Source organism: Bacillus sp. 05T21, from assembly GCF_056396785.1.
In genome coordinates, this window is record NZ_JBFTMD010000016.1 from 39020 (window position 1) to 56443 (window position 17424).

The window sequence follows — 17424 nt, forward strand, 5'->3', positions numbered from 1 at the left end:
AATTCTTATCTTCTTTTTTTATATTCATCCTGTACTAGATGAACAAATTCTTTTTGTTTTTTCTCGGATTTTATTAATGCTTCCATATTTACAGAAGTCAAAATATACTTTTTAATTTTTCTATTACTCCAAATTAAACTTGTATAATTCGGATCTTCATGTAGATTTCGAAACCACTCTAATTCACTTAATTTTGCGATATAATGTTTTAATTTCATGTCATTTCGAGGATAAAATAAAATAACATCTGCTATTACATCAAATAATGAGCCCAAGTTATTCCCTCCTATAACTTCTTTAATGAAGATATTAACGTAATTTTAAAAATCATTGTTTCACCAATTCAAAATAAATTACACCAATATGTACATCAAGGAACTAAGTTCTACAATTTAATATGTAATACGAAAGCATTATATAACCTTCATTTTGATTTAGCATATGAGCTTATCTTTCAGAAAGATGGTTTGCAATATAAAATGAAAAAATCCTAATAGTGCATTAGAGATATTTATTATTTTTCATTATAATTTTTATAGCCTTACCATATCAATTTGGGAATTTTGTGCGTTTAGAAAACCATTTAGATACATTTAGCCATATATTGTACGCCAAGAATATAGTAGTAATAAATTTACAAATTAAGGATATAGAAAGAGTAAGGGGGCATGGTTAATTACTCATGAAGGTATAGTGCGTTAGATGAATAAATAGGCTTCATTTAGTATGTTTTCCCTTTACTGCTGTGTGCTTTGTACTGTGGCGAACCATTGACACTCACTTTTGCATCAATCATAAATCCCTGCATCTACAGAACCAGCTCCATCTTTATATTTCCAAGATGGAACATCCTAGAAACGTAGATTGTCCACTTTGAAAACAATACGTTTTCAAGGTGGACAAATAAACTGTGCTTTTCTTATCGAGTAGCAACAGATACTTCTGAAAGAAATAGACTACATCGTAATAGGGGTTATATTCACAGCTGTAATTTTACAAGTTGAAATTGCAAACCTAACGGTTGTAGTTGGATTTATAGGTAATGTCCCTAGTACTATCCCAAGTCCTGTTTGTTCCACGCTAAAATCTGCTGCAATAGAACCATTACTTGCTAAAAGACTTACTGTAGATCCGATAAACGCATCCAGTAATTGTCTAATTGGTCGTTCACGACATTCACACTCGCATCCTACATCGGTAGGTGGAAGTAATGTAATAGGTGGTCCTGGTGGTAAAAAACCTACCCCTGTTACATCAGATATATTGACCACAAAGGTTGTGGTGCCATCTGTAACTGTAACTAAAAAATCATTCACAGAAGTGATAGTAAATAGAAAGAAAAGCGGGGGCGTGTTGGGTGTGTCTGCAATAGTGCCAAGAATAACAGTTTCTCCAATAAGTTGTTGTAAAACGCTTTGCATAGGTAAAACACAGCAATCACAAAGACAACCTTCAGTTCCTCCTGTTGGACCCGTTACTCCCGTTGGACCCGTTACTCCTGTTGGACCCGTTACTCCTGTTGGACCCGTTACTCCTGTTGGACCCGTTACTCCTGTTGGACCCGTTCCCCCCGTTGGACCCGTTACTCCCGTTGGACCCGTTACTCCTGTTGGACCCGTTACTCCTGTTGGACCCGTTACTCCCGTTGGGCCTGTCCCTCCTGTTGGACCTGTGGGTAAAGTAAATGGTGGGATTGGGGGAAGTGTAGGGCCAATTAAATTTGGATTTAATGCATTAGCTTGAAGTATCCCATTTATCTTTTGTATTTCATTTTTATCAAACACATAACTACCTCCTATGAGTGTACTATACTGTAGTAATACAGTTACATATACATAAACTTCATTGATCGTAATATAATATGTTTTCCCTATACTATTGTGCACCTTAAATTGTACTGAATCTTCCATATTTAACTTCCTAAAAATTGTAAATACCTCACCTACATCTACAAAACCATCCACGTCTTTATCCTGCCAAGATCGAGCATCATAGAAACGTAGAATGTTAACTTTAGAAACAACACGCTTTCCTACAATAGAACAATCTACTGTACTTTTCTTACTAAACTTCACATAGGATGGATTGTTCTTAATCCATTGCTCTCCACCAAGGTTTAACCAACCAGGCTTTTCGCCCCATTCAGCATAAGCTAGTTGACGAATCTTAGAATAGCTTGTGTCTGGTCCTTTACGTAAATTAACGTTGTAGCCTTCAATATAAGCTATAACCATTGGTTACAGCTGTTGGTACTTCTGTTGGTTTAGGTGGCTTTCAGGTACAGAAACATCCACACTAGAATTATTGTATGCGCGTTGTACATCAGCACGGGATTGAGTTCCTGATCCCCCATGAGATTTTAAATAATCAAGTTGATCTTCATGATCTGTACCGCCAAGATATTTAATCATATCGTAGTGAATCCACAATCCTTTTCCTACAGATAACTTGTTATCTTTTAAGATTTCCGCTAAAAGTTTTACGTATTTTTCATATGAACGCTCGAGCTTTGTATTAAGAAATCAAAAGTTTTTTCTGCCTTCGTTGCAGAACGCAAATAATTCATTGAAACCTCTATCGGAAACTTATTTGCTTTCCAAAACAGATTTTCTCTTCATCCATCTCCATAATCGTATCCGCTTAACAAGCATTGTTTTATTTTGAACAGGTATTCGCTTATAAATATCGAAATATACAATAAGAAAAAACAATAAAATTGATTATTCTTTCGCTTCTTTGTCCATCCTTTTAAAAAATCTATTTTTTGGAAAAGGAGTGTTTATATGGAGAAACAGACACTTTGGAAAAAATTCAAAAAAAGCTCAGCAAACCTCGGGAAATCAAGCGTATATGAAAGTATTATTTTATACTACACAATGAGAAAAAAAGGGTTACCTACTAAAGCGAAATTCATAATATTAGCTGCTTTATCTTATTACGTATTAGCAATCGACTTCATTCCAGATATAGCTGCTATTATTGGGATCGGCTTATTAGATGATGTTTTAGCAATCGCTATAGCACATAAATTTGTAATGCGCCATGCGGACAGTGAAATTCGAGAAAAGAGCAAAGTAAAAATGGAGTCATTATTTACTTCAGCACAAGCATAATTAAACTATCTAGTCATTTACATAGCTTTTTACTTTCAAAAAAGCTAACTTTAATTATTGATAGTTCTATTTAACCTTCACCATGAGAGCATTACAGAATAAATTCTTAATTTTTCTTAGCTCTCAAACTGTAAACAAATAGGGGCCAGTACTTGTTCCTAAGTTCTGACACCCTATTATTTGTTCTTATATTTATCTGTTATACAATTCATTCAGGAAAGATTCCCGTAGAAACATCCTTATATAAAGAAAGACCATAATAGTGCAGATAGTTTATACAGTTACATGCGTCCCTTTATACAAAACTGCTATTGCAACTACTATAAGAATCATCCCCATAAAAGCAGGAGCAGCATGACCAAGTGATACATAGATTTGTCCTCCAATAATTGGACCAATCATTCTTGCCAAAGCTTGAATAGATTGGCTACCACCTTGAATCCTCCCTTGTTCACTAGAATCGACAGACTTTGAAAGCATCCCATTGAATGAAGGTCCGAAAATTGAGTCACCAAAACCAAACAGTAACATCCCAACGATTAGAAGAGGATATAGGGAAAACAAAGCAGATGCTGCAATAAAACTGTAGCCAATAATCTCCGAAACCATTCCAAGTATAGCTATTTGTTTATCACTAAGCTTGATCAAAAGCTTTGGCATTATAAAAGCTTGTGAAATGATGTCTTGAAAGCCCATAATTGAAAACATAAGTCCGATTAGTGCAGGCTTCCAGCTAAAAGTATCCATCGTAAATTGTGTGAAAATTGCTTGTAAAGATCCGTTAGGTATCCAAAGTAAAAACGCTGAGACAAGTAACCATTTTAAGTTTTTCATGGAAAGTATGTTTGCAAGTTGTACAAAAGGATTTAACCTTACAAAAGTAATCTCTTTTAACCTATTATTTTTGTCAAGACTCTCAGGCATATATTTCATCCCATATAAGACATTTAATAAAGTTATGAACGCTCCAAAATATAAAGGTACAGAATGACCAAACTTGGCAAGTAATCCCCCAAGTGTTGGTCCAATAATGGTTCCTGCACCTACCACTGCACTCACCCATCCAAAGTACTTCGTTCTCTGTTCTGGAGGAATGATATCTGCAAAATATGCGAAAATTGTACTTATACTCCCGCCTGTTATACCTTCTATTATGCGTCCAGCAAATAGTACCCATAAGGCCCCTCCTATACCAAAAACTAAGTACCCGATTGCGGAACCGAAAAGGCATATTAAAAGTAATGGACGACGGCCATATTTATCGCTCAAAGCCCCGAGTGCAGGAGCAGCAAAAAACACGCAAACCGCATAAACAGWGGTCAGTAGCGTAACAACTAGAGCCTGTTCTTCCGGACTACTTATATAAGGCTGCACTAAGAATGGCACTACAGGCATAATGATACTGAAACCTATTCCACAAAGAAATACAGAAATAAGGCCGAATATTAAAGCATGTTTATCTATGTTTTTTTCAGTTTCGCTTTCATTTTGTGATTTAAAAATAGACATTTAACTTCTCCCCTTAAAACATTTTGTTGCTTTGTCAACAAAATAATAACTCTTTTTTGTTGATTAGTCAACAAAAATACAATAATAAAAAGGTAGCCTTACTATGAACAGGCTACCTTTTTATTATTTAAATGTATCCCGCATGAACGGGAAAATAAGTTAGTTTTCGGGATTAACTACCCGTAAAAGCCCGAATGCTTCAACTTTATTATGACTTAATATGTATACCTTGTTTCTTTATTTCTGCATCCAAATGCCTACTATACTTTTCCACGAAGTTAATTATACTGTCAAATTCTTCCTCGGTTACTTGCTCAAATACAGCTTTATCCCGCTCTTGAAACTCTTTGTGCAGTTCTTCATGAATTTTATAAACTTCTTTCCCTTGTTCGGTAAGCCTAAAATAAATCTCTTTCTTATTTTCCGACTTTTGATAGCTTTCAATAAGGCCTTTTTTTATGAGCTTCTTAGTCATTCTACTTATTGCACCGCGAGTCACATAAAAAGCCTCTGCAAGTTGTGTCACGTTAGAATCTGTATTGTTTTCAATATATTCAATACAATGTACTTCAGAAGACTTAAAACCCTTCAGACCTGCTTCCATCTTATCCTTATTTAGCCAAACCATCTTATTATATAATTCCCTGAAACCGTTCATGACCTGTTCTTCCTTATTCATGGCCTATCCTCCTAACAGCTCATTCATACATTAAAACCATTATATTAAATTTCTGTTTCTGTTTCGACAATATTGATATAATTATTTGAGTTATCTATGAAAATAGACGCTTAAATAAAATAATTCACTATACGGAAAATACAGCATGTGTATTACAACTTGTACCATATAGTAGACAAAAAGCAGAGCTAAGATTAGTTTTCTTAGCTCTGCTTTCATAAAATTTATGTTTTTTAAATACTATTTCACTTCATTGGCTACAAAAAATTGCTCACAAACACTCGAAATGCGTTGCAAGTCTACGTTTCCACCAGATATAACGGCTACTACTTTTTTTCCTTTTATATATGTATCCACTTTCCCTGCAAGTAGAGCAGCAGTAGCTAATGCACCTGCACCTTCTACAACGGCTTTACCACGCTGTAATAAGTCTTTCATCGCTACTTCTAATTCACCTTCTGACACTGTTACAATATCATCTACTAATTCTTTTACAACTTCAAAAGTTAAATCACCTGGTATTTTAACTGCGCAACCATCTGCTATAGTAGGTGCCTCATAATGTTCTACGATTGTCCCTTTATCATAAGATGCCTTCATCCCATGAACATTTTCAGCTTGTACACCAATTATATTGATTGATGGATTAAAAGACTTTAATGCAACAGCAATACCAGAAATAATGCCACCTCCGCCAATTGGTACAATGACCGTATCTACATCCCACATATCATCAAGAATGTCCAAACCAATTGTACCTTGACCAGCCATTACCTCCACATCATCATATGGATGTAAGTATGTTTCACCTGTTTTCCTAATAATCTCCTCACATTTTGCCTTCGCATCATCAAAAGTTTCACCATATAAAATCACTTCTGATCCGTATCCTCTAGTTGCTTCAACTTTCGCCTTCGGTGCAGAAATCGGCATCACAATTTTACTCTTAATACCAAGTAAATGAGCAGATAAAGCAACTCCTTGCGCATGATTACCAGCGGAACAAGCAATTACGCCTCGCTCTTTTTCTTGATCTGTCAACTGTGACATTTTATTAAACGCACCACGAAATTTAAAAGAACCCGTTAATTGCATATTTTCTAATTTCAAGTGAATTTCTCCGCCTGTTTTACTAGTCAAATAAAATGATTTTACTAAAGGAGTTTTACGAGCATTTCTGTCTAAAATGTTTTGAGCTTTTTTAATGTCTGTTATATGTAATGGTAGTTTTTTAGTTATCATGCTAACACCTCTTCTAATAATTTATAATCTACTGTTTGTCTCATTTTTAAGTTTTCGTAAGTAATAATCCCTTTATACGCAACCAACTATGTTCAAAAATCATTGCTCATATATATACGCCATTCTTTAATGTACATCTGTGTAAACAATTCAACATCCTTTTCATATCACGTTCTTTGTAATGATTCAGACATGCAATTTGGATCCAGTTATTCTTTTGTAAATACGCTGATTCATAATGAACAATATATCCTTGTAACGCTAACGCATCACCTAGCGCCTTAGAAGACTGATCTTCATTTAATTGAATGGTAACTATAATTGGCACGGCATGTTCTTTAGGTGAAACAAGATTTAAACCCATATTAGTAATAGCTTGTTCAATATATGTATACGTCTCTTTTATTTTTTCAAATACCATTTCATCTTCAAATATTTTTAATGCTTCTTGCAATGCATAAATTAAATTCCATGAATGGGAGTATGGGATACTTTCATTTTCTTCGTACATACCAATGTCCATATAAGCAGGTACTGCCTCGTTTACTTTTACAATTGAAAGTAAACGAATTTCATATACGTTTTCTCCATGTTCTTGCAAGTAAAAATCTAAATTTGAAATTTTATGATCTAATGAGAATGGTCGTTTTCCTCGCAACGCAACCATACCTACTAACTTATCACCATCTAAACAAATTAAATAAGTATTTTCTTCATGAAAACGATCTATACGAACATGCTCTTTCGTTTCTTCATGTTACGGAATTTCTTCTACAAATGTTTTATAATTCAATTTATGTATACTTTCAAATTCCCAAGCTTAATCAGCAACTTTATAAATTAACCCCATGTTGTATCTCCTTTATGTATTTAATAAAAATTATAAGTGGAGATTAACTCCACTTATTAAAATTTCATTTCATTCTCGATTTACATATAAAATAAGTACAATGATAAGTGCACTTAAAATAGTCGTAACAATAGAGTAAGAATACAAAATCATGCAAACTGGTAAACAAGCGATTGTAATTAGTCCGGGCTTAGTAAATCCTTTAAAGATTAAATAAAATATAATGAAAACAGCAATAAGAGTAAGCGCTATCAAATGATCAAATGCAATTAACCCTCCAATAAATGTTGAAATGCCTTTTCCGCCCTTGCCTTTAAATAAAATTGGGTAAATATGTCCAAGTATAACAGCCAATAATGCCAGCATTACGAATGTAGCATCTTCAAAAAGGTATTTTGCTATATAAACTACAATTGCACCTTTAATCGCATCACCTATAAATGTAGCGACAAAATACCCTTTTCCATATACTCTCCCCATATTTCTTGCACCGGGATTTCCGCTTCCTTCATCACGAATATCAACGTTATGTCTCCATTTTGTTACTATATAAGCGGTCAATATGTTTCCAAACAAATAAGAAGCCACTACATAAAACAATTGCATACTATTAATCATGTAATCATTCACTTTCTACATGGGAGTACTTATACAATATTCAATAACTATGTATATTGTACTTTTTCTTGCTTTACATCCCTTTGTATATTTTAACATCATATTTTTACAAATCATACAAAAATTCTCATACTTCTATTTTATAAAATATACACCCTTCATTAAATGATATGTTCCTTTCACTGCCATTTCTGATGGTGATACGAATGTAACTTCTCCCATACTTTTCTCACAGCATTTCTTAAATTCAGCATATATTTCAGGTACTGAACACAATATACTACCACTAACTGCAATTAAAGGTGATAAATCAAACTGCATCTTGTTGTAAATATTCACCGTAATTATCGTTAATTCCTTAGCCGCTTGCAGAATAATTTTATGTGCATCATCATTCCCATTCCTCGCTTCCTCTATAATTAATGGTGCAATTGCTGCAACTTTATCTTTTGAAGAACTATATACTAGTCTTTTTATATGAGATGATGTTAAAAGTCGAAACTCGTCTTGAACCCTTAAGCTTAATGGACAAAGTCTAACTCCTTGATCAAATTGATTTGCCATTCTCTTTAAACCTTGTAACGCAATCCAATAACCGCTTCCCTCATCCCCTAAAATATGTCCCCATCCACCGCTATACTCGTACACTTCGTCTTTCTTTCCTATACAAATTGCACCTGTACCACCTATAGTTAATATTCCATTCTTACCTTTTAAAGCAGCTGCATGTGCAATCATTGCGTCATTAAAAACTTCAATTTTCGTTTCATATTTCTTTATTAATCGTAATGTTAATTCATTTGTATTCGCTCCACTTATACCCGCTAACCCTAAACAAATACAAACGCAGTGCCCATCTATTAAAGCTTTCTTGCATTGATCGATCGCCTCCATAATATGCGAAACTGCTTTTTCATAATCTATTAATATATTTCCAAACCCACTCGTACCTCTTACAACTTCGTTTCCGTCTTGATCAAATGCAATTGCTTCTGTCTTCGTGCCCCCACCATCTACTCCAATCATATACTTCATATGTTCGCCTCATTTTCATCATCTTATTGGAGGGAATGTTATATTCCCTAAAACTACAGATTGCTTTGCACCTGTTGCGCTTGGCACATTACTCGGATTACGATGATGCGTTTCGTTTGCTAAAATCGCAAAGGCGATTGCTTCTTTCGCCTCTGAAGAATAGCCTATATCTTCTTGAATGAATATCGCGCACTTTTCTTCCTTCAATCCATTTCGTATCATTTCAACAAGTGTACGATTATAACTGCCCCCACCACCTAAAATTACTTCATCGATTTCATAATACGGCAGAATAAACTCCTTATAATGATGAACAATTGAACTTGCTGTAAACATCGTGACAGTCGTCAAAAGATTTTCTTTACCATGCTTTTCAAACCGCTTCAATAATTCACTTACAAACTCTTCTCCAAACTGTTCTCTACCAGTTGATTTCGGTGGATTCATTTTCAAAAATGGATGGTTCATACAATATGTCAAAATTTCATCTACAACTACTCCTTGTTTTGCAATCCTACCATTTTGATCATATGGCAACTGAAATAATCTTTGACATACATCATCGATTACCATATTTCCTGGGCCAGTATCAAAAGCAATAACGCTCTTATCACTTAGATGACTTGGTATTACTGTAACATTACCGATCCCGCCAATATTTTGTAGTAATCTATTTTTAGTTTGATGACGATACAAAATGACCTCTGAATATGGCACAAGTGGTGCACCTTGTCCCCCTGCTGCCATATCCATCGTTCGAAAATTAGAGATAACCGAAGTGTTCGTTTCATACGCTATAACTGCTGGTTCCCCAATTTGAAATGTTGAAGAAATAATATTACCTTCTGGTGCTGGTTGATGATAAATCGTTTGTCCGTGAGAACCTATTAAATCTAATTGTTTTAGCGACAAATCAGCCTGTTTACAAACTTCCTTTACAGCATTGGCGAAACATAAACCAAGTTTGAAATTTAAACTACATATTAGTTGCACATTTGAATTCTCTATTGATAATGCATGTTGTATCTCATTTTTTATATCATTGCAAAATGGAACAGTAGTAAAATGGATGAGTTCGACCTTAGAATCTACACCGTTCCCTTGTATATGAACGAGCGCTACATCTATTCCATCTAACGATGTACCGGACATTATTCCTGCAATATACATAAAATGCATGCCCCCTATTCACTAAAAAACAATTATGTAAGTAAACAACGTACAACCTACAGAAAACAATATAAATCTAATAAACAACTGGACTTTCGATACAAATGTGCCATCAATGAAAGAAACAACGATCGTAAGCAAAACACTTGCCGCAATGCTTGTAACGATCCATATACTATGCATTTGTGGTAGATTTAGCATTCTTAATAAAGGTACTAAGAGTAAATTTGCACATATTACTCCAAACAATAATATAAATACACCTTTATAACTAAATTTTATATTCATTCCATTTCACCTCTCTCGATTTAATATGAAAGAAGTGATAGACAAAAAGTCTATCACTCAAAATAACAGTATAAAACTTAAGGGCTAACAGATTCCCCGTCACCATTCTTTTCAATTTCAAGCATATTTTTGTCATACATTTTAAAGAATGGTAGGTAAATAAGGAATGATATTGCTATATTTATAAAAACTAATACTACTGCACGCCAATCTCCACCTGTGGCTAAATACGCGCCAATTGGAGCTGGTAATGTCCACGGCGGCATAATATGTGTTGGCGTTACAAATCCCATCGCAGTTGCTGAATATGCAACAGTTGCTGTTACGAGTGGTGTAATGATAAACGGGATAATTAAAATTGGATTTAGTACAATCGGCAATCCAAAAATAACAGGTTCATTAATATTAAAGATACCAGGCACAATACAAGTTCTTGATAATGCTTTCGAATATTTTGATCGACCAAATACAATCATAGCTAATACAAGTCCTAACGTCGCACCAGAACCACCAATCCATATAAACCATTGGTATAATGGTTCTGGTGAAATGAATGGCAACTGGTTTGCTCCACTAGCAACTGCTTCACCATTTTTCCCTAAATATACTTCCCATAATGGCCTGGCAACAGTTCCAACAACCGACACACCATGGATTCCGAATGACCAAAAAAATGTAATTAAAAATACTGGAATGATTACACCGAAGTAACTATCACCAGCTTTTACTAACGGTGCCGCTAATTTATCAACTACATGATGTAAATCAATACTAAAAACGACAGTTACTAAACTCATTAAAATAATAACGAATGCAGCAGGTATAAGTGCTTCAAACGAACGTGAAACAGACGGCGGTACTTGTTCTGGCATTCTAATCATTACATTTTTCTTCTTACAAAATCTTAAAATCTCTACTGATAAAATAGATACGATCATCGTTACGAATAATCCATGCCCCCCGAGATTTGTCATCGGAAGCATAAATCCTTTTTTATCGATTAATTCAGGCGTCAATGTTAAAAGTAGTGCGCATACTGCTAACTGCGCCCCTGATAAAGCATCTAACTTATAACTTTTCGCTAAATTGTATCCTATTCCAAATGCTATATATAAAGACATAATAAACATCGTTAAACGATATGGTATTAATATACTTGTTTGATTTTTCAATGCCCAAACTGATATGAAACTATCTTTCGGTAATGGTGGAAATGCTACTATTAAAAAGAAACTCCCTACGATAATAAATGGTAACGCCGAAATAACTCCATCACGGATTGCTTGTAAATGCCTCTGTTCAGAAAGCCTTGCCATCGGTCCAGATAAGTTTTTATCAAGAAACGTGACAAACTTATTCATAACGCTTCCCCCTAACTAATTAATTCATTTACAGTTTTTAACAAAGTCGGACCACCAAGCGGCGTGTATGCTTGCGGCGGAATAATACCGCACGGAATAGATTCTTGTTCTGTAAGTTTTTTTACAGCGTCAAATCGATGTCTAACTTGAGGTGCAACCATTACAACATCCCAACCATTCTTTACTTCTTCCTCCACCTCACTTGTTCCAATAGCATGCACTTCCATGTTCATACCTTTTTTCTCTGCTTCTTTTTTTAAAGCGTTTACAACAATTGCGCTGGACATTCCTCCAGAACAAACGAATAAAACTTTCATTATTGAATCCTCCTATACTTATAAATTGTTTCCTTCAAATGAAAGAAAGTTTCACTTTACTAACAAGCATATGAAGAAATGAAACGATTTAGTTATACTGAAAGTAAATTTCACTAAAAATATTTTTCCTATTAAATTAATGTTTCAATATGCAATTTTCTCTATTGCAAGGCCAACCCCGCCTCAAATAATATATTAGATAATCATATGATAGGGAGGCGTATAAATGATTGTTAAACGTTTATTAATGATATGTTGTACCGTCATCTTTTTTATTCCTTTCTCTTTCATTTCCCCTCACTCTACTTATGCTGAAGTAAATACTACTTACAAAAAACATGAATTACGGGCTGTATGGCTAGCATCTGTTCTCAATATTGATTGGCCTTCAAAAACTGGCTTACCTATTGAAAAGCAGAAACAAGAATTTATAAGACTATTAGACGATGTAAAAAACACTGGTATGAATGCAGTCGTTGTACAAATTAAACCGACTGCTGATGCTTTCTATCCTTCAAATTACGGTCCTTGGTCTGAATACATTACGGGTACACAAGGAAAAGACCCTGGATACGACCCACTCGCATTTATGATTGAAGAAGCACATAAAAGAAATATCGAATTCCACGCATGGATTAATCCATACCGAATAACGATGAATCACACTGATATAAATCGATTATCGGATAATCACCCTGCAAAACAGCATCCCGATTGGGTTGTACCTTACGGCGGGAAGCTATATTACAACCCTGGTATTCCAGATGTGAAAAACTTTATAACGGAAAGCGCTTTAGAAATCGTAAAAAATTATGATGTTGATGCAATTCATATGGACGATTATTTTTATCCTTATAAAGTAGTTGGCGAAGAATTTCCTGATCAAAAAACATTTGAATCATATAATAATGGGAATTTTCCAACTATCGAAGATTGGCGTCGCAATAATGTAAATGAACTCGTAAAAGGTTTAAATACTGCTATAAAACAAGAAAAATCATACGTAAAATTTGGCATTAGTCCATTTGGCGTATGGCGAAATATAGCTGATGATCCAACTGGCTCTAACACAACTGCAGGTCAAAGAAACTACGATGACCTTTACGCTGACACACGTGAGTGGATACAAAAAGGATATATTGACTACATTACACCGCAAATATATTGGAATATAGGTTTTACACCTGCTGCATATGATATATTAGTAGATTGGTGGGTAAAAGAAACCAATAATAAACCCATTCACCTATACATCGGTCAGGCGGCCTATAAAATTAATAACAACTCTGTCCCTGCTTGGTCTGATCCTGAAGAATATCCAAAACAAATCGCATTAAATCGTCAATATCCTGAAATAAAAGGAAGTATGCATTTTAGCTTAAAAGATATTAATAACAATCCACTAGGAGTTAAAAACAGACTCTCAAAAGACATATATAAGCATCTTGCATTAATCCCACCTATGCCTTGGCTTGATCAAGACCCACCAAAACAACCTACTTTAAAAGGTGCTATTCCAAGAGAAGAAGGTATTGCTATAGGTATCATTGATGATAGAGAGAATGACTCTGCTTATTACGCAATTTACCGTGTAAATGGAAAAAATGAAGTGGATATAGAAAATCCAAAACATTTACTTACTACTGTAAGAAAAACAAAACTTGGAGAAATTTACGTAGATAAAACGGCTATTTCTGGAGAAACGTATACGTATGTGGTAACTGCAGTTGATCGATTGCATAATGAAAGCATTCCTTCTAGTTTTACTACCGTTAAGGCAAAATAAAATCTCAAAAAAGGCGCCTTAAAGCTGAGAAATACTTAGCTTTTAAGGCGCCTTTTTTATTTATTCTTAAACTTCTCAGTCGCTGCTCTCATCTTCACATTCAAATCATGATCAATGGAGTCGCGAATATCACGCTCTACTACTTCCAGTTCTTTTTGGAAATTTTGCAAGTAGACTTTTAACTCTTCTTCTTTTTCTGGTCGTTGTGATGGAGGTAATTGCACCACTAAAGATAACATCGCAGTTAAATCTTTCATTAAAAACGTTTCAAGTTTATGTTGTTGTTCAAACATACGCTGCTCTTGATAGTACGGCAATGCATTTAATACTGAAATTGTAATGTCATCAACCGTTCTTTGTAGTGAAGGATTAATCGAGCGTTTATATGCTTGAATTGTATTTAATGCATCTGGATATCGATCATAGAAATACAGTTTATAAAACGATAAGTCTGTCGGCTTTACAGTTTGCTGCGTTTCTTGTCTTAAGAAATCTTTCACTTTCATCGCGGCCACATCGATATCTTCATTTGTAAGCTTTTTCGTTGTTTTTGCCATTACATGCACTTTTTTCTGTTTTTCTTTCGGTAACATTGAAAATACTTGTTCTCTCGTACGTTGACCTGATGTACAGAAAAGAGTATTCAATGTATGTTGTTCTTTCTTTCCTTCCGTACGAATCCAGCGATAAAAGAGTGGATGTTGCGTAAACTCTTGTAAAAACGGTGTCGATTTGTTTGATAATTTCTCAATGGAATCGTGTGCTCTCTTATATGGTTTCGTCCATGAAAAATAAAGTTTACGTCCGAAGTATACAACTAAAACAACGACAGTAAATGCGATTAAAAGTAATGATCCTAATAGTAATAATACTCCTTGAATGAAACTCATTTTTTCACCTCCTCTAAAAGTCTGTTATTTCCTTGGACGCTGAATGAGTTTCTGCTTCATCTCATCATTAAATGTATCTAGTTCAATTACAAATTTCTTACTAGACTCAATAATACGTTCTGACGATTTCTCAGATGCTTCAATAGCGGCAAATACATTTTGGAATGATTCACGTAATTTATCCATGCTAATTGCAGGATTTTCAAGGAGTTTTGTTGTTTCTTCTGTATTTTGTTTTAATGCTTGTGAATTGCTTAATACCATTGATTCAATCGCTTCATTTGTTGCATTAACAGCATCAATTGTTTTACGTTGATTTGTTAATGCAAGCTGTATTGCAGCGGAAACCGTTACAACATTTTGCGTCATCGTAATTGCATTACGAATTGCCTCTGATAGCTTTTCATTATTTTTCTTAATGATGTCTACAGATGCGATAGATTGTAATAATACACTTTTTGCTTGTTGCATATTACGAGTACGCACAAGTATCTTTTCTAATGCATCATTTATTAACGGAATATCCCTTTGACGTTCTGGATTTTGTTTCTCAGCTTCAAGCATACCAGCAAGTTTTCTTCCTAAGTATACTTGTTTATCAAGAGCGTGAATTTTATCGTGTGATTGCTCTTTTAACATTTCAAGACCAACCGTATCCTCTTGCAAGTTATCACGGCCAATGAGAAGTGATCTTATAATCTCCTCGATTTGCTTATCTATAGATTGATATTTATGCACGTAATTTTCAAGCGGATTTTTCTTAAACACTTTAAACATAAGTTTCTTCATACCAGTTGCTTTTAATGAGTTTGGATCAAGTTCTGATACCACTTTTCGTAATTCTAACAATGTATTTGGAATTTCTTCATTCTTTCCATTCATCATCGCTGTCACTGGACGTTTTAAAGCTGATAGCGTTTGTCCTGCCGCTTGCTGCTCTTTATCCCCTAAGTCTCCAAGCTGCGACAATACTTTTGATAAATCTGTATTTTGCTCGCTATTTAACTTTTGTACATAAAGATCTGCTTCTTTATTCAGTTCTTCAAGTTCTGCATCTTTTATTACTGTATCCACTACTACTTCTACATTATTATCTTTCACAATCGATACAGGTTCTTTTTTCTCGAGTTCAGTCAACAAAATCGCTCCTTTATTTATATGTGCGAATTTATGTGCACTATATTTCATCTAATATATCGTATTTCATATACATTTTTGCTTGCTTGAAATCGATTTTTCAAGAAATACCTGCTTATGCAGTCATTCCCTGTTTCATAGTATAAGTATACCTGTTCTCGTCATTATTTTCCTCAGACTTAAGACCTAGAGAACAACATGCTGAAGACGGATTCTTCACAGCTTACCTTACTTATCACCACTGACTATTAATTTTAAATTCCATTTAGTTACCTTCTTAAATTCATACAATGCTCTATCTTTTGACATATACTATCTTTCAATGTGATAATTATATTAGGTCCACTTCTAATTATTCTTCCGCGCAACAAATGCTCCCTTTTGAAAAGCTAATAATACGGTTTCAAACGTAACGTCTTCTTCAATCATCTTTATAAATCCAGCTAATTCCCCCGCATGAGAAGTTGCATTATCAATTACAAGAAAACCTTTTGGCTCTAAAATACGTTTTATATGTTCCCACCACCACATGTATTGCGTGCGCTCTGAATCTAGGAAAATAAAATCAAATGAACGATCTACTTGCGAATCTAAAAATGCCCCAGCCTCTTGATTATGAATATCGATTCTCTGTGTAAGATTTGCCCTTTCAAAATTTCCAAGTGCCTCTCCAACCCGTTCTGAAGAAAGTTCTACAGTTATAACATTTCCATTTGTTTCTTCTACCGCATTTGCTAGCCACAATGTAGAATAGCCATTTGAAGTTCCAATTTCTAAAATTTTTTTTGCATTGCACCCCTTTACTAATACTGATAAAAACTGCCCCATTTCACGAGAAATATTTCTTAATTTTTCTTCTCTTTTTTCTTTATGTCGATCATGCTCTTCTCCATATTGTTCAAGTTGCAATAATAATGAATCTAGAGTATTCATTTTCTCCATCACCTTTCCAAGCAATATGATGAAAAAGTACATGATGCCCGTCTACTTTTCATTATATGCGAAATGCACACCTTTTTCCTGTTATACGACAAAGAATTAAAATTTTTTATAGCATATTGTTTCGTTTTTTGGTAAAGTTAATTTCTACGTGCAATTATTTAATTCACATTATTTTACAATCAGTTTTCAATTATAAGATAATCTAAACCCCATTTAAATGAATCGGTATTTCTAATTCAACTAAGCGCCCTTTTCGGACGCATTTTCTTTTGTTTATATATTTCTGTAAGAAAGGATGCTTACACATGAACGTGATTAACTTAGATGCTGCTAGAAGACGTAAACAGCATAAAAAACTAATGATAACTATACCGATTATTAAACGCATTTATGAAGAAGACGGGGAAATTAAATTCGAGGTAGCCGGCGAAAAAGATGTACCTCTTGAAATGTTAGAAAAATAAAAAAAAGACGCACTTCTAAAGAA

At 34.4% G+C, this 17424-nt stretch carries 17 protein-coding genes and 5 pseudogenes; 5 read left to right on the plus strand and 17 right to left on the minus strand.

Features of this window, described 5'->3' with window-relative positions:
• Window positions 1-5: 5 nt before the first annotated feature.
• The gene (locus tag AC1DKZ_RS22665) at window positions 6-275 is read right to left on the minus strand and encodes a hypothetical protein (RefSeq protein WP_476997094.1); all 270 of its coding nucleotides are present in this window, start codon (window positions 273-275) and stop codon (window positions 6-8) included.
• Window positions 276-293: 18 nt separating this feature from the next.
• Between AC1DKZ_RS22665 and AC1DKZ_RS22670 the strand changes: the two are divergent.
• Window positions 294-482, plus strand: a pseudogene (locus AC1DKZ_RS22670) (hypothetical protein); the annotation flags it as partial.
• 239 nt (window positions 483-721) lie between these two features.
• Here AC1DKZ_RS22670 and AC1DKZ_RS22675 read toward each other — a convergent pair.
• A pseudogene (locus AC1DKZ_RS22675) lies at window positions 722-890 on the minus strand (N-acetylmuramoyl-L-alanine amidase); the annotation flags it as partial.
• Between the two features lie 529 nt (window positions 891-1419).
• Here AC1DKZ_RS22675 and AC1DKZ_RS22680 point away from each other — a divergent pair.
• Window positions 1420-1743 (plus strand): hypothetical protein, encoded by a 324-nt coding sequence (locus tag AC1DKZ_RS22680; RefSeq protein ID WP_476997124.1) that lies wholly within the window; start codon window positions 1420-1422, stop codon window positions 1741-1743.
• On the opposite strand, the pseudogene AC1DKZ_RS22685 reads toward AC1DKZ_RS22680, so the two are convergent.
• Window positions 1701-1850 (minus strand): annotated as a pseudogene (locus AC1DKZ_RS22685) (exosporium leader peptide-containing protein); the annotation flags it as partial. The gene AC1DKZ_RS22680 and the pseudogene AC1DKZ_RS22685 sit on opposite strands and share 43 nt — an antisense overlap.
• Window positions 1827-2513 (minus strand): annotated as a pseudogene (locus AC1DKZ_RS22690) (N-acetylmuramoyl-L-alanine amidase); the annotation flags it as partial. The pseudogenes AC1DKZ_RS22690 and AC1DKZ_RS22685, both read right to left, overlap by 24 nt.
• A gap of 270 nt (window positions 2514-2783) precedes the next feature.
• On the opposite strand from AC1DKZ_RS22690, the gene AC1DKZ_RS22695 reads away from it, so the two are divergent.
• Window positions 2784-3113 (plus strand): YkvA family protein, encoded by a 330-nt coding sequence (locus tag AC1DKZ_RS22695; protein ID WP_078174372.1) that lies wholly within the window; start codon window positions 2784-2786, stop codon window positions 3111-3113.
• A gap of 273 nt (window positions 3114-3386) precedes the next feature.
• Here AC1DKZ_RS22695 and AC1DKZ_RS22700 read toward each other — a convergent pair whose 3' ends face one another.
• From AC1DKZ_RS22700 to AC1DKZ_RS22745, 10 genes and pseudogenes are all read right to left on the minus strand, one after another.
• On the minus strand, window positions 3387-4622 hold the full coding sequence (locus AC1DKZ_RS22700) for an MFS transporter (RefSeq protein ID WP_476997095.1): 1236 nt from the start codon (window positions 4620-4622) through the stop codon (window positions 3387-3389).
• Window positions 4623-4830: 208 nt separating this feature from the next.
• Window positions 4831-5301, minus strand: a complete 471-nt coding sequence (locus tag AC1DKZ_RS22705) for a MarR family transcriptional regulator (protein WP_404493219.1) — start codon at window positions 5299-5301, stop codon at window positions 4831-4833.
• 240 nt (window positions 5302-5541) lie between these two features.
• A complete protein-coding gene (gene tdcB, locus AC1DKZ_RS22710; protein ID WP_113936510.1) occupies window positions 5542-6543 on the minus strand; it encodes a bifunctional threonine ammonia-lyase/L-serine ammonia-lyase TdcB in 1002 nt (333 codons plus the stop codon).
• Window positions 6544-6649: 106 nt separating this feature from the next.
• Window positions 6650-7345 (minus strand): annotated as a pseudogene (locus AC1DKZ_RS22715) (GNAT family N-acyltransferase).
• A 117-nt stretch (window positions 7346-7462) separates the two neighbouring features.
• A complete protein-coding gene (plsY, locus tag AC1DKZ_RS22720; RefSeq protein ID WP_219302265.1) occupies window positions 7463-8011 on the minus strand; it encodes a glycerol-3-phosphate 1-O-acyltransferase PlsY in 549 nt (182 codons plus the stop codon).
• A 135-nt stretch (window positions 8012-8146) separates the two neighbouring features.
• Window positions 8147-9046, minus strand: coding sequence for a BadF/BadG/BcrA/BcrD ATPase family protein (locus AC1DKZ_RS22725; RefSeq protein WP_476997096.1), 900 nt, complete (start codon window positions 9044-9046; stop codon window positions 8147-8149).
• Between the two features lie 18 nt (window positions 9047-9064).
• Window positions 9065-10216, minus strand: a complete 1152-nt coding sequence (gene anmK, locus AC1DKZ_RS22730) for an anhydro-N-acetylmuramic acid kinase AnmK (protein WP_476997097.1) — start codon at window positions 10214-10216, stop codon at window positions 9065-9067.
• Window positions 10217-10237: 21 nt separating this feature from the next.
• Window positions 10238-10504 carry a hypothetical protein gene (locus AC1DKZ_RS22735; protein WP_085311091.1) on the minus strand — a complete coding sequence of 89 codons (267 nt, stop codon included), beginning with the start codon at window positions 10502-10504 and terminating at the stop codon, window positions 10238-10240.
• Window positions 10505-10581: 77 nt separating this feature from the next.
• Entirely contained in the window at window positions 10582-11865 is a 1284-nt protein-coding gene (locus AC1DKZ_RS22740) for a PTS sugar transporter subunit IIC (protein WP_404493212.1), read from the minus strand.
• 11 nt (window positions 11866-11876) lie between these two features.
• On the minus strand, window positions 11877-12182 hold the full coding sequence (locus AC1DKZ_RS22745) for a PTS sugar transporter subunit IIB (protein WP_000865888.1): 306 nt from the start codon (window positions 12180-12182) through the stop codon (window positions 11877-11879).
• A 226-nt stretch (window positions 12183-12408) separates the two neighbouring features.
• On the opposite strand from AC1DKZ_RS22745, the gene AC1DKZ_RS22750 reads away from it, so the two are divergent.
• The gene (locus tag AC1DKZ_RS22750; RefSeq protein ID WP_476997098.1) at window positions 12409-13968 is read left to right on the plus strand and encodes a glycoside hydrolase family 10-like protein; all 1560 of its coding nucleotides are present in this window, start codon (window positions 12409-12411) and stop codon (window positions 13966-13968) included.
• 56 nt (window positions 13969-14024) lie between these two features.
• Here AC1DKZ_RS22750 and AC1DKZ_RS22755 read toward each other — a convergent pair whose 3' ends face one another.
• From AC1DKZ_RS22755 to AC1DKZ_RS22765, 3 genes are all read right to left on the minus strand, one after another.
• Window positions 14025-14858 (minus strand): DUF3974 domain-containing protein, encoded by an 834-nt coding sequence (locus AC1DKZ_RS22755; protein ID WP_476997099.1) that lies wholly within the window; start codon window positions 14856-14858, stop codon window positions 14025-14027.
• Between the two features lie 24 nt (window positions 14859-14882).
• A complete protein-coding gene (locus tag AC1DKZ_RS22760; protein ID WP_002119468.1) occupies window positions 14883-15995 on the minus strand; it encodes a toxic anion resistance protein in 1113 nt (370 codons plus the stop codon).
• Window positions 15996-16343: 348 nt separating this feature from the next.
• Window positions 16344-16937 (minus strand): O-methyltransferase, encoded by a 594-nt coding sequence (locus AC1DKZ_RS22765; RefSeq protein WP_002085565.1) that lies wholly within the window; start codon window positions 16935-16937, stop codon window positions 16344-16346.
• 305 nt (window positions 16938-17242) lie between these two features.
• Here AC1DKZ_RS22765 and AC1DKZ_RS22770 point away from each other — a divergent pair, with 305 nt between their 5' ends.
• Window positions 17243-17401: a hypothetical protein gene (locus AC1DKZ_RS22770; RefSeq protein WP_002085567.1), complete on the plus strand. Its 159-nt coding sequence runs from the start codon at window positions 17243-17245 to the stop codon at window positions 17399-17401.
• Window positions 17402-17424: the final 23 nt, after the last annotated feature.

Excerpts from the sequence above, each read along its gene's own strand:
- AC1DKZ_RS22695 (WP_078174372.1), top strand. The coding sequence starts at position 2,784 with ATGGAGAAACAGACACTTTGGAAAAAATTCAAAAAAAGCTCAGCAAAC.
- AC1DKZ_RS22705 (WP_404493219.1), bottom strand. The coding sequence starts at position 5,301 with ATGAATAAGGAAGAACAGGTCATGAACGGTTTCAGGGAATTATATAAT.
- tdcB (WP_113936510.1), bottom strand. The coding sequence starts at position 6,543 with ATGATAACTAAAAAACTACCATTACATATAACAGACATTAAAAAAGCT.
- plsY (WP_219302265.1), bottom strand. The coding sequence starts at position 8,011 with ATGATTAATAGTATGCAATTGTTTTATGTAGTGGCTTCTTATTTGTTT.
- AC1DKZ_RS22725 (WP_476997096.1), bottom strand. The coding sequence starts at position 9,046 with ATGAAGTATATGATTGGAGTAGATGGTGGGGGCACGAAGACAGAAGCA.
- anmK (WP_476997097.1), bottom strand. The coding sequence starts at position 10,216 with ATGTATATTGCAGGAATAATGTCCGGTACATCGTTAGATGGAATAGAT.
- AC1DKZ_RS22735 (WP_085311091.1), bottom strand. The coding sequence starts at position 10,504 with ATGAATATAAAATTTAGTTATAAAGGTGTATTTATATTATTGTTTGGA.
- AC1DKZ_RS22740 (WP_404493212.1), bottom strand. The coding sequence starts at position 11,865 with ATGAATAAGTTTGTCACGTTTCTTGATAAAAACTTATCTGGACCGATG.
- AC1DKZ_RS22745 (WP_000865888.1), bottom strand. The coding sequence starts at position 12,182 with ATGAAAGTTTTATTCGTTTGTTCTGGAGGAATGTCCAGCGCAATTGTT.
- AC1DKZ_RS22750 (WP_476997098.1), top strand. The coding sequence starts at position 12,409 with ATGATTGTTAAACGTTTATTAATGATATGTTGTACCGTCATCTTTTTT.
- AC1DKZ_RS22755 (WP_476997099.1), bottom strand. The coding sequence starts at position 14,858 with ATGAGTTTCATTCAAGGAGTATTATTACTATTAGGATCATTACTTTTA.
- AC1DKZ_RS22765 (WP_002085565.1), bottom strand. The coding sequence starts at position 16,937 with ATGGAGAAAATGAATACTCTAGATTCATTATTATTGCAACTTGAACAA.
- AC1DKZ_RS22770 (WP_002085567.1), top strand. The coding sequence starts at position 17,243 with ATGAACGTGATTAACTTAGATGCTGCTAGAAGACGTAAACAGCATAAA.